The following is a 13,614-nucleotide window of genomic DNA, read 5'->3' on the forward strand; positions in this document are numbered from 1 at the left end:
GGCGACGACGACATTGCGATCGTCGGCATGGCGGGGCGGCTGCCGGGGTCCGAGGACCTCGACGATTTTTGGCGTCAGCTCGTCGCGGGGGCGGACCTCGTCACCGAGATTCCGGCCGAGCGCTGGGACTGGCGCGAGGTCGCCGGATCGCGCTCGCGCTGGGGCGGCTTCGTGCCCGACGTCGCCCGCTTCGACGCGGCCTTCTTTGGCATCTCGCCGCGCGAGGCCGAGCTCATGGACCCGCAGCAACGCTTCATGCTCGAGCTGAGCTGGGCGGCGCTGGAGGACGCGGGCTACGACCCGCGCGCGCTGGCGGGACAGCGGGTCGGGGTGTTCTTCGCGGTCACCAACTCCGACTATCTCGAGGTCCAGCGCAGCCACGGTCGCGGGCCCGAGGGCCACACGCTGACGGGCGCCGCGCTGTCGATCATCCCCAACCGGGTGAGCTACGTGCTCGACCTGCGCGGGCCGAGCGTCGCGGTGGACACGGCCTGCTCGGGCTCGCTGACCGCCGTGCATCAGGCCAGCGCGGCGCTGCGCGACGGCAGCTGCGACCTCGCGCTCGCCGGCGGCGTCAGCTTGATCCTCTCGCCGACGATCTACGAGGCCCTCAGCCGCGGCGAGATGCTCAGCCCCGACGGTCGCTGTCGGGCCTTCGACAGCCGGGCCAACGGCTACGTCCGCGGCGAGGGTGCGGGCGTCGTCGTGCTCGAGCGCGCCGAGCGAGCGGCCCGCGTGGGCAGCCCCGTGCACGCGCTGATCAAGGCGGTGGCGATCAGCCACGGCGGGCGGACCTCATCCTTGACCGCGCCCAACCCCGACGCCCAGACCGACCTCCTCGTCCATGCCTACCGCGAGGCCGGCGTGCCGGTCGAGACCGTGGGCTACATCGAGGCCCACGGCACGGGCACGGCGCTCGGCGATCCGATCGAGACCATGGGGCTGAGCGAGGCCTTCCGTCGGCTCGAGGTCGAGCGCAGCGCGGGTTCGGGCGCCTGCGTGATCGGCTCGGTCAAGAGCAACATCGGCCACCTCGAGGCGGCCGCTGGGATCGCGGGGCTCATCAAGGCGGTGCTCGCCATCCGCCACGCGACGATCCCCGCGAGCCTGCACATCGAGACGCGAAACCCCATGCTCGAGCTCGACGCGGGCTTCGAGCTCGCCGACTCGATCCGAGAGTGGCCGGCGCCGCGCGATCGCGAGGGCCGCGAGCTGGCCCGCCGCGCGGGCGTGAGCTCGTTCGGCTTCGGTGGGGCCAACGCCCACGTGGTCCTGGAACAGGCGCCACGTCGGCCCACGCCGCAGCGCAGCGGCCGAGCGGAGATCGTCGTGCTGTCGGCGCGGACGCCCGAGGCCCTGCGTGAGACCGCCGCGCGCTTGCTCGCGCACCTCGACGCCTGCGCGGACGAGGAGCAGCCGCCGAGCCTGGCGGATCTCGCCCACACGCTGCAGGTCGGGCGCGACGCGATGCGCCATCGGCTCGCGCTCGTCGTCGACGATCTCGCGGGCTTGGGCGCCGAGCTGCGCGCCCACCTCGACGGCCGACCGAGCCGCGTGCGAGTCGGCGAGGACGATGGTCGAGGTCACGGGGAGGAGCCCCAGGCTCAGGCTGCGGACGAGGACCTCGCCGATGCCTGGATCCGCGGGGGGTCCGTCGACTGGCGGACGCTCCACAACGGGGCCGTCCGCCGCCGCGTGCACTTGCCGAGCTACCCGTTCGCCCGGACTCGCCACTGGGTCCGTGGGGAGTCGCTCGCGCCCGCGCGGGCGAGCACGCCGCGCCTCCACCCGACCTTGATCGACGCCAACGTCTCGACCTTCCGTGAGCACGCGTTCCGCAAGACGCTCACGCGCCGCGAGTTCTACCTGCGCGATCACGTCGTCGCGGGTCGGCTCGTGCTCCCCGGGGTCGTCTACCTCGAGATGGCCCGGCTCGCGGGCGAGCTCGCGGCCGCGAGCGAGGTCCGCGAGGTCGAGCAGCTCGTGTGGGCCACGCCAGTGAGCCTCGACGACGACGACGCGGCCGAGCTCGAGCTGACCGTCGGCGTGACCGAGACCGCGGACGGAGCCCGCTTCGAGGTCCGCAGCGAGGTCGGCGTCCACGCCAGCGGTGAGCTGCGCTTCGCCGCGACCGCGACCCGGCCCGCGCCCGTCGATCTCGAGTCGGTGCGCGCGCGCTGCCCCAAGGTCTACGACGGGGCCAGCTGCTACGAGGCCTTCACCCGGCTCGGCTTCGCCTACGGCCCGAGCCTGCGGGCGCTCGAGCGCTACGCCGAGGGCCAGGGCGAGGCCTTGGCCTCGCTCCGGCTGCCGCGATCGTCCGCGGCCGAGGTCGGCGACTATGCCTTCCATCCGGCGCTGCTCGACGCGGCCTTGCAGGCTGCGGGTCGGCTCGCGCCCGGGGCGAGCGCGGGCTCGGGCGCGCTCGCCTTCATGCCCTTCTCGCTCGGGGCCGTCCGTCGCTACGCGCCGCTGCCGGACGACGTCCACGCCCACGTTCGCGTCGCGTCCACGGGTGTGCGCAAGGGCGTGCTGGCGTTCGACGTCACGCTGCTCGACAGCGAGGGGGGCGTGTGCGCGAGCATTGAACGCTTCACGCTTCGCGCGGTCCCGAGTGGGGTCCACGCGTTCGAGCGCGGCTGGGCGCCCGCGCCCGCGGACCCGCGGGCCACTCCTCTCGAGGGGGCCGCGCTGGTCCTCGACGCGGGCTCCGAGGGCGACGCGCTCGTCGCTGCGCTGCGCGAGCTCGGGCTCGACGCTCGTCGAGTCGTGCTCGGGCCGAAGCTCGAGCTCGAGCCGCTGTTGGCGAGCTTGCCCGCGGGCCCCGTGCACGTCGTGCATCTCGCCGGCGACCACCCCGACACGCGGGCGGCCGTCGACCAGGGCCTGCACGCTGCGATGGCGCTGGTTCAGGCCTGGCAGCGAGGGCGGCGGGGTCCGCTGCGCTACCTCTACGCCTACCGCGAGCTCGCGGCCTCGCCGGCCTCCCCGGCGATGGCGGCGTTCGGGCGCTGCGTCCAGCTCGAGCACCCCGAGATCGAGGTTGGCGTCGTGGCGGTCGCGGAGGCCGGCTTCGTCGCGGCCGTGGTCGCGCAGCTGAAGGCCGCGCCCGAGGTCGAGCTGCGGGTGGGGCGGGGCGGTCGGACTCGGCCCAGCTGGGCCGAGGTCGAGCTGCCGCGGGCCGAGGCGTCGAGCTTCGCCCGCGCGGGGGCCCACTTGATCAGCGGCGGGACCGGAGCCCTGGGCCTGCTGCTCGCCGAACACATCGCCGGGGTCCATCGTGCGCAGGGGGTGGTCGCGGCGGGGATCGTGCTGATCGCTCGTCGTCAGCCCTCGGCGGGAGTACGGGCGCGAGCCGCCGCGATCGGAGCCGAGATCGTCCAGGCCGACGTCAGCGACGCCGCGGCCGTGCACGCCCTCGTCGCCGACGCGCGCCGCCGCCACGGACAGATCCGCGGAGTGCTCCACGCCGCGGGCGAGCTGCGCGACGGCCTCTTGGTCCGCAAGTCCGCGGCCGACGTCGAGGCGGTGCTCGCAGCCAAGGTCCAGGGCACCGTCCACCTCGACGAGGCCACGCGCGACGACGCCCTCGATTACTTCGTCATGTTCTCGTCGGCGGCCGCGGCCTTCGGCAACGTCGGTCAGAGCGACTACGCGTTCGCGAACGCGTTCATGGACGCGTTCGCGGCCCAGCGCGAGCTGTTGCGCAGGGCGGGTGCCCGCCGGGGCCGGAGCCTGGCCGCGGCGTGGCCGGTGTGGGCCGAGGGCGGGATGCGGATCGACAGCCGGGCCGAAGCCTACATGGAGCGCGTGCTCGGCATGCGCCCCGTGCCCACACGGGCGGGCCTCGACGCGCTCGAGCGCGCGCTCGCGGCCGACGCTCCCCACCTGCTGCTGAGCGCGGGCAGCCCCGCCCGGATCCTCGCCGCGCTCGCGCCGGCCCCGGCCCCGGCTTCGGCCCCCGCCAACAGGGGGACCGCGGGGGCGACACGTGACGCCCCGTCCAAGCCTCCGACCGACGCGCCCGGCTCCGTCGAGGCCTTCGTGGTCGAGCTCGTCGCCAGCGAGCTCGGGCTGCCCGCGGCCCAGATCGACGTCGATGAGCCGTTTGATCGCTACGGCGTCGACTCGCTGCTGACCATGAGCATCATCCGGGGTCTCGAGCAGCACTATGGGCCGCTGTCGAAGACCCTGCTGTTCGAGCACGTCAGCATTCGCGAGCTCGCGGCGCACCTCGTCGCGGCCCACCCCGACGTGTTGGCGGCCCCCGAGGGTGGGGCCGCAGTGGAGACGGCGGTCGAGGTCGAGCCGGCGGTCGAGGTCGAGCCGGCGGTCGAGGTCGAGACGGAGCTCGCGACCGAGACGAACACCGAGACGAACACCGAGGCTCAGCGCGACTGGGTCCGCGCGCCCCGGCCCGCGGGCGCGCCCGCGCCCGTCGTCGAGCTCACCCGCGGCGAGCTCGACGACATCGCGATCATTGGCGTGGCCGGGCGCTACCCCCAGGCCGACGACGTCGACGAGTTTTGGCGCAACCTTCGGGCCGGGCGCGACAGCGTCGAGGAGGTTCCGCGCGATCGCTGGGACCACAGGCGCTTTTACTCGGCCGACAAGAACGAGTTCGGCAAGACCTACGGCAACTGGGGCGGCTTCGTGCGCGGGGCTGATCGCTTCGACCCGATGTTCTTCCGCATGTCGCCGCTCGAGGCCGAGCACACCGATCCGCAAGAGCGGGTGTTCCTCGAGACCGTGTGGCACCTGCTCGAGGACGCGGCCTACACCCGCGAGCGCCTGCGCGGACACCAGACCGGCGTGTTCGTCGGCATGATGTACGGCCACTACCAGCTCTACGGCGCGCGGGAGGCCCTCCACGGAGAGGGGTTCGCGACGTCGTCGTCCTACGCATCGGTCGCCAACCGGGTGTCGTACTTCTTCGACTTCACCGGGCCGAGCGTCGCGCTCGACACCATGTGCTCGTCGTCGCTGGTGACGATTCACCAGGCGTGCTTGGCGATCCGCAACCGCGACTGCGACCTCGCCGTGGCCGGGGGCGTCAACATCTCGAGCCACCCGATCAAGCTCCTCCAGCTGGCCCAGCGCAGCTTCCTGGCCGAGGACGGGCGCTGTCGCAGCTTCGGGGACGGCGGCACGGGCTACGTGCCGGCCGAGGGCTCGGGCGCGGTGCTGCTCAAGCGCCTCAGCGCGGCGATCGCCGACGGCGATCGGATCCTCGCCGTGGTCAAGGCCTCGACCGTCAACCACGGCGGGGCGGGGGCGGGCTACAGCGTGCCCAACCCCAAGGCCCAGGGCGAGCTCGTCCGCGCCGCGCTCGAGCGGGCGCAGCTGCGTCCGAGCGATCTCGGCTACCTCGAGGCCCACGGCACGGGCACGGCGCTCGGCGATCCGATCGAGGTCACCGGGATGTTGCGGGCGTTCGCCGACGACATGCCCGAGCGGCTCGTGATCGGCTCGGTCAAGTCGAACATCGGACACGCCGAGTCGGCGGCTGGGATCGCGGCGATCACCAAGGTCTTGCTGCAGATGCGCCACGGCGAGCTCGTCCCTTCGCTGCACTCGCGTGAGCTCAACGCCAACATCGACTTCGACTCGACGCCGTTTCACGTCCAGCAAGCGCGCGGGCCGTGGCCGACGCTCGTCGACGAGCGGGGCCGACCGCGACCGCGCACGGCCGGGGTGAGCTCGTTTGGCGCGGGCGGGACCAACGCCCACATCATCTTGCAGGAGTTCCAGGCGCCGGTCGCCGAGGCCGAGGCCGCGGCCGAGGTCGGTGACGGGGGACCGCAGCTCGCGGTGCTCTCGGCCCGCGACCGCGAGGGCCTCGTCGCGCAAGCTCGCCGTCTGGCCCAGCGCCTGAGCTCGCCCGAGTCCGGGTGGTCGCCCGCGGCCGTGGCCTGGACGCTGCAGGCGGGGCGCGAGGCCATGAGCCATCGCCTCGCGCTGCGCTTCGAGACCCTCGCCGAGCTCGGCCAGGGGCTGCGCAGCTACGCCGCCGGGGACCCGCCGGCAGCGAGCTGGACGGGGATCGTCGATCTCCGCAAGCGCGTCGGCGGCGAGGCGCCCGAGCCCCGGCCCTCGGCCTACGCCGAGGCATGGATCGCCGGGCAGCGCGTCGACTGGACCAATCTTCACCCCGAGGGCGCGCCGCGGCCCGTGTCGCTGCCGGGCTATCCCTTCGCCGGGGACCGGGTCTGGCTCGCGGCGGCCGACCTCGAGCTCGCGGCCCTCGGCGCTGGGCGTCGCGAGGCACCTGCACCCGGCGAAGCGCCCGCGCTCGCCGAAGCCCCGGGCGCGGTCCGTGGCGGCGTGTTGCTCACGCGCCGGTGGGTGGAGGCCGAGGTCGAGCTCGAGGGCTCCAGCCCCGAGCGGGTCGCGGTCCTCGTCGCGCCCGGCACGGAGCGGCTCGCGGCCGAGCTCGCCGCGCGCCTGCCGGGCGCCGAGCGCCTCGACGCCGCGCGCCTGCGGACTGATCTCGACGACCCGGCGACGCGCTGGGATCGCTTCGACGCGCTCATCGATCTCGCCGGCTGCACGCCAGCGGCGAGCTCGGACCCGCACGCAGAGCTCGACATTTGGCTGGGTTGGATGCAGCGCCTGGTCGACGCTCGCGCCCAGCTGTCCGCGCTGCTGATCTCGCGCGGGCCTGCGTCGCAGGTCCACGGCGGGGCGGCGCGGGTGGGCCTGTACCGGATGCTGCAGAGCGAGTATCGCCACCTGCGCTCGGGCCACGTCAGCGCCGGCGAGGAGGCCTCGGACGCGCAGCTGTGCCGGTGGATCCTCGACGAGCTCCGGGCCGCGGACGAGCCCGCGGAGGTCGCCTACCGCGGGGGCGTGCGCGCCCGCGGCGAGCTCGCCGAGCTGCGCGAGGCCGACCCAGGGCCGCTGCGCTTCCCCGCGGACCACGTGCTGTGGGTCAGCGGCGGTACGCGTGGCATCGGCCTGCTCACGGCCGAGCACTTCGTCGCCCACCACGGCGTCCGCAAGCTCGTGCTGACGGGGCGCCGCGAGCTGCCGCCGCGCGAGCAGTGGGCGCGGCACATCGCGGCGGCCGACGAGCTCGGCCAGCGCCTCGCGCCCCTCGCCGCGCTCGTCGACCGTGGCGTCGAGCTCGAGATCCTCAGCGTCGCGCTCGATGATGCGGCCGCGCTCGCGCGCAGCATCGCCGCGGTCAAGCGGCGGCTGGGGCCGATCGGAGCCGTGGTCCACAGCGCCGGGGTCACGGACTTCGAGAACCCGGCCTTCGTGCGCAAGCCCAAGGCCGATCTCGCCCGCGTGCTCAGCCCCAAGGTCGCTGGCCTCGACGCCCTCGTGCGCAGCTTCGCCGCCGAACCGCTGGCCTTCTTCGTCCTCTACTCCTCGGTCGCTGCGGTCGTCCCGGCGCTGGCCGTGGGCCAGAGTGACTACGCGATGGCCAACGCCTACATGGACGTCGTGGCCGAGGCGCGCCCCCATGGGCTGCCCCTCGTCAGCGTTCAGTGGCCGAGCTGGAAGGACACCGGCATGGGCGAGGCGCGCAGCGCCGCCTACCTGGCCTCGGGGCTCGAGACCCTGCCCGATGCCGAGGGCCTCGCGCTGCTCGAGCGCGCGCTGTCCAGCGGGGCGCGGGTCGTGCTGCCGACCTTGGTCGGTCCATCGTTCGAGGTCTCGCGCCTGTCCGCGCGTCGGTTCGAGGCTGGCGCGGCCAGCTCCCCGCCGCCCCGCGCGAAGCCGGATTCGGTTTCGGGTTCGGGTTCGGCTTCGGGCGCGCCGAGCTCCGCTCGGGTCGCCGCGGCCGCCGAGGCCCTGGCGTCGTGGTTCCTCGACCAGCTCGCGGCGGAGCTGCGCTTTGATCGGGATCGCCTGAGCGTCAGCGTGCCCGTTCAAGACTATGGCATCGACTCGATCATGGTCTCGCAGCTGGTCCAGACCGTGGCCAAGCGCGTCGAGGTCAGCGTCGACCCCTCGGCCTTGCTCGAGTATCCGACGGCCGAGGAGTTCGCCAACTACCTGGCCGACGAGCACAGCGAGGCGCTGGTCCGCGCGTTTGGCCCGGCGGACGCGGACGTGAAGTTGGAGCCCGAACCGAGCGCGTCACCCGATCGCGCGGTGCCGCCAGCGTCGCCCGAACGCGCGGTGCCGCCAGCGTCGCCCGAACGCGCGGTGCCGCCAGCGTCACCACCGACGCCAGCGACGCCGAAGAGCACCTGGACCTGGGGCACCGACGCCGTCGCTGTCGGCAACGGGGCGGGCAACGGGGCGCGCGAGCCGAGCGGCCGCGAGATCGCGGTCGTCGGCATGTCGGCCAAGTTCCCCAGCGCGCCGACGCTGAGCGCCTACTGGGAGCTGCTTCGCTCGGGCCGCTCGGCCTTGCGCCCGGTCCCGGCGGCCCGCTTCGGTCGGGCGCTCGGCTACCACGCGGGCTTGATCGAGGAGCAGCTGGCCTTCGACCCCGACTACTACTTGCTGGCCGACACCGACGTCGCGGCCATGGATCCCCAGGCCCTCGTGTTGCTCGACGCCGTCGTCGCCGCGATTCACGAGGGGGGCTACACGCCGCGCGAGCTCAAGGGTCGGCGCGTCGGGGTCTATATCGGCGGTCGGGCCAACCACACGCCCGATCGTGAGCGCCTCGACGCGGCCCGCAACCCCGTGGTCGTCACCGGCCAAAACTACCTCGCGGCCAACGTCTCGCAGTTCTTCGACTTCCGCGGCCCCAGCCTCGTGGTCGACACGGCCTGCTCGTCGCCGCTCGTGGCCATGAGCATGGCGGTCCAGGCCCTGCGCGCTGGCGACATCGAAGCGGCGGTGGTCGGGGGCGTCAGCCTGCTGGCCGACGACCGCGCCCACCAGGTGTTTGGTCAGCGCGGGCTGCTCAACTCGGGCTCGCGCTTTCACGTGTTCGATCGTCGGGCGGAGGGGATCATCCTCGGCGAGGGCGTGGGGGTGGTCATGCTCAAGCCCCTGGCCAAGGCCCAGGCCGACGGGGACCGCGTGCTCGCGGTCGTCGGGGGCATCGCCGTCAACAACGACGGGCGCACGGCCGGTCCGGCGACGCCGAACCTGCAGGCCCAAAAGGCCGTCATGGAGGAGGCCCTCGCCCACAGCGGCTTCGGCCCCGACGACGTCGGCTGGATCGAGGCCAACGGCTCCGGGTCGATGGTCACCGACCTGCTCGAGCTCAAGGCGATCGAGTCGGTCTACCGCAAGCGCTCGCGCGAGCCGGTCGCGCTCGGCTCGATCAAGCCCAACATCGGCCATCCGCTCGCGGCCGAGGGGATCGCGGCCTTCATCAAGCTGGTGCTCATGCTCCATCACCGCGAGCAGGCCCCGTTCTTGTCCGGTGAACAGCCGCTCGAGCACTTCGACCTCGAGGCCTCCGCGCTGTACTTCCCGCGGGCGGCCGAGCCGTGGTCGAGCCGCGCGCCGGCGGCGGGGCTCAACTGCTTCGCCGACGGCGGGACCAACGTCCACGTCGTGCTCGGGCCGAGCCCCGCGGGCTACAGCCCCAGCCGTGGGCCGCTCGCGCTGCCTGCCCAGGCGCCGAGGGTCGTCGTGCGAGCGGGCCTGGCCCAGGCGTCGGACCCTCCGTCGACGCCTCGCCCAGCCATGACCACCGGCGCGAGGCCTGCGTCGCCCCCCATGTTCTGGGATGCGTTCCAATGATCGAACGACGCGCCGCATCGGCCCCAGCTGTGACGGCGGGGCCGCGGGCTCGGCTCGACGCGCTCGCGGCCGAGCTGCCGGTGGTGTTCATGTTCTCGGGCCAGGGCTCGCAGTACCCGGGCATGGGCCGCGAGCTCTACGCGCGCGACCCGGTGTTCCGCGCGGCGCTCGAGCGCTACGACGCGGCGATCGCCGATCTCGCGGGTGGCTCGGTGCTCGCGCGGATCTTCGATCCGACCATGCGCCGGAGCGATAGGCTCGCCGACACGAGCGTCACGCACCCGGCGATCGTCATGGTCGAGCTCGCGCTGGCCGAGTCGCTGGCCGCTGACGGCGTTCGCCCGGACTACCTGCTTGGCCAGAGCCTCGGTGAGTACAGCGCCGCCGTCGTCGCGGGCTGCATCGACGCGGTCTCCTGTCTACGCCTGCTCGTCGGACAGGCGCAGCGGCTCCACGCTGGGCCGCCGGGCGGAATGTTGGCGGTGCTCGCCAACATCGCGGTCATGGATCAGATCCCCGCGCTGCGTGGGTGCGAGGTCGCGGCCCGCAACTACCCGGGGCACTTCATCGTCGCGGGCCCGTGCGCGAGCCTCGATCGCGCCGAGCTCGAGCTGCGCGACGCCGGGATCCTGCATCAGCGCGTGCCCGTGGAGTACGCCTACCACTCGAGTCTGATGGACGAGGTCCTCGCGGGCTGCCAGGCGCCGCTGCGCGCGACCTCGTTCCGGCCGCCGCAGACTCCGTGGGTGTCGTGCGTCGATGGCGAGCTGGTCGCGCGCGCGAGCGCCGAGCACTTCGGGCGAGTCGCCCGCGAGCCGATCGAGTTCGAGGAGACGATGGTCAAGATGCGGGCGCGCGGCGACTTCATCTACCTCGACCTCGGGCCCTCGGGCACCTTGCACAATTTCGTGCGCAGCAACCTCCCGCCAGGCTCCCGCTCGTGCTCGCGCGCGCTGCTGAGCCCGTTTGGCTACGAACCCGCCGCATTCGACGAGGTTCGCAAGCTCGGCTCCCGCCGGAGCTCCCGCCCCTCGAAGCGCAAGCGAGTCGATCCCATGAACATCTACGGTTTCCCTGGTCAAGGTTCACAGCGCAAGGGGATGGGCAAGCAATTGCTCGCCCGCTATCCCGAGTACGTCGAGCGGGCCGACGCGGTCCTCGGCTACTCGATCGAGAGCTTGTGCGTGCACGATCCCGAGCGACGCCTGCGCGACACCGAGTTTCAGCAGCCCGCGCTCTACGTGGTCGGGGCGCTGAGCTACCTCGACGCGATCGCCAGCGGAGCGCCGCGACCCGACTACCTCATCGGTCACAGCCTCGGCGAGTACATGGCCCTGTTCGCCGCGGGGGTGTTCGACTTCGAGACCGGCCTGCGCCTGGTCCAGCGTCGCGGTCGGTTGATGGCGGCCGAGAGCGGCGGGGCGATGGCCGCGGTCCTCGGCGTCGACGAGTCCACGATCGCCGAGCTGCTCGCCGAGGCCGGGATCGGCGAGCTCGACTTCGCCAACTACAACGCGCCCGATCAGCTGGTCCTCTCGGGTCCCGGCGCGGCGATCGACCAGGCCTGCGACCGCTTCGAGGCCGCCGACATCCGCGCGGTGCGTCTCGCCGTCAGCGCCCCCTTTCACTCACGCTACATGCGGAGCGCGGCCCAGCAGTTCGCGGGCTTCGTCGCCGAGTTCGAGTTCATGGCGCCGCAGATCCCCGTGATCGCCAACGTCGACGCGGCCCCCTACACGCAGGCGTCCGTCGCCGACAAGCTCATCGCTCAGATCCACTCGCCGGTGCGGTGGACGGAGATCGTGCGTCGGCTGATGAGCCTCGGGGCCTTCGAGTTCGTCGAGCTCGGCCCCGGAGAGGTGCTGTCTCGGCTGGTCACGCGGATCCGCGCCGGCGCCACGCCCTTGCCCGCGCCCTGGGGAGCGGACGCCCAGCCAGGGTCGGCGGCGTCGCTCGGGACGGCGCCAGCTGTGGTCGCGCCAGCTGTGGTCGCGCCCGCGCCCGCGCCAGCTGTGGTCACGCCCGCGCCAGCTGTGGTCACGCCCGCGCCCACGCCAGCTGTGGTCACGCCCGCGTCCCGAGCCGCGGCGTCGCCCGGTTGGGTGCGGAGCCTCGCGTCGGGTCCGGCGAGCTCGCCGGACTTCGAGCAGCAGCGGTTTTGCGCGCGCTACGGCCTTCGTCGAGCCTATGCGGCCGGCGGCGGCGGGATGCACGGTGGCGTGGCGTCGACGGCCCTCGTGCGTCGCATGGCGGGGGCGGGTTTGCTCGGTCTGCTCGGCGCCCACGGCCTCGATGAAGTCCAGCTCGGCGCGATGCTCGACGAGCTCCACGCCGAGCTGGCGCCGGGCTCGTTCGGGGTCAGCCTCGTCCACGAGCTGTCCGACGCGCGCGAGCGAGCTCGGGTCGCGACCTGCCTCACGCGCGGCGTCCGAGTGCTCGACGTCAGCGGCTTCACGTCCATGACCCCCGCGCTGGTCTGGTATCGAGCCAAGGGCCTCGCGCGGCGCGGCGCGGGCCTCGAGATTCGTCACCGTATCCTCGCCCGGGTCTCACGGCCGGAGACCGCCGCGAGCTTCCTGTCGCCCGCGCCTGCATATCTCGTCGAGGAGCTCCTCGCCGAGGGCTCGATCACCGACGACGAGGCCCACTGCCTCGCGCGGGTGCCGATGGCCGACGATCTGTGCGCCCAGGCCGACGGAGGTGGCGGGACCGAGCGAGGCGTGCTCGGTGCGATCCTCCCCGTGCTCGCGGCGATGCGCGATGAGGCTGCCGCTGCCCACCGCTACCCCGAGCACGTCGGGCTGGGCGCCGCCGGGGGCCTGGGTTGTCCACAGGCCGTCGCCGCGGCGCGCCTGCTCGGCGCCGAGTTCATCGTCACGGGCAGCATCAACCAGTGCAGCGTCGAGGCGGCGACGAGCGAGGTCGTCAAGGACATGCTCGAGACCGTCGACATCCACCACACCGACTACGCCCCGGCCGCGGCGGGCTTCGAGCTCGGTGGGCAGGTTCAGGTGCTCAAGCGCGGGGTGTTCTTTCCTGCCCGCGCCAACCGGCTCTACCGGCTCTACCTTCAGCACGACGCCCTCGACGAGCTCGATCGGCGGACCGCCGGGGAGCTTCAGGACAACTATCTGCGCGCCAGCTTCGAGCAGAGCATCGACTACGCTCGCATGCGCTACGCCGATGAGCTGAGCGTCGGGGAGGCGCTCACGCCCAAGCGTCAGATGGCGCTGGTGTTCCGCACCTACCTCGAGCGCTCCGCTCGCAACGCGATCGAGGGCAACGTCTACGACAAGGTCAACTTCCAGGTCCCTTGCAGCGCCGCGATGGGGGCGCTCAATCGCTGGGCTCGCAATACCGGGCTCGAGCGCTGGCGGGACCGCCACGTCGACGAGCTCGGGCTTCGGCTGCTCGACGAGGCCGACGCCCACCTGCGTCGAGCCTGGGACGTTCGGGGAAGCTGAAGGTCGTAGCGACGCTCCTCGTAGGCGGGCTGGACCGGCGCGATCCGGGTCCGGCTCCGGGGCCATGGGGGACAGCCTGCTCGCTCAGATCATCGCCGACGCGGGCTCGATCCGCGAAGCATGCAAGGTGATCGACATCCCGCGCTCGACCCTCAGCGCCGTCTGTCAGGATAGTTGCAGTGTTTCTGCGGTAGCTTAGGCGCCCGCAAAAACCAACCAAACGGGGCAGAAAAGACCAGCAGAGGAGAACATCGGGCGAGGCGGCATAAGTCGCGCGGGGCTGCCTAGCCATGCTCGAGAACAAGGGACCTGCGCGTCTTCTGGTCATCAACGGGGAGCCGTCGTGGGCCCGTGACGACCTCCGCGGGGTCAACCGGTAGAACCCGCGGGCACCTGGGCGGCGCTCTGGTCATCAACGGGTAGTCGTCGTGGGCGGATGGTGGCCTCCGCGGGGTCAACCGATAGAAGCTGCGGGCGAGCATGTCGCCCC

Annotated in this window: 2 protein-coding genes; both read left to right on the forward strand. The window is 72.9% G+C overall.

Annotated elements, in window-relative coordinates; translation table 11 throughout:
* A partial coding sequence (locus tag ENSA7_RS33395; RefSeq protein WP_146158433.1) for an SDR family oxidoreductase occupies positions 1 to 9,660 on the forward strand: 9,660 nt, incomplete at its 5' end.
* The gene (fabD, locus tag ENSA7_RS33400; RefSeq protein ID WP_106093467.1) at positions 9,657 to 13,124 is read left to right on the forward strand and encodes an ACP S-malonyltransferase; all 3,468 of its coding nucleotides are present in this window, start codon (positions 9,657 to 9,659) and stop codon (positions 13,122 to 13,124) included. The genes ENSA7_RS33395 and fabD, both read left to right, overlap by 4 nt.
* Positions 13,125 to 13,614: the final 490 nt, after the last annotated feature.

This window comes from Enhygromyxa salina (genome assembly GCF_002994635.1).
GTDB lineage: Bacteria > Myxococcota_A > Polyangia > Nannocystales > Nannocystaceae > Plesiocystis > Plesiocystis salina_B.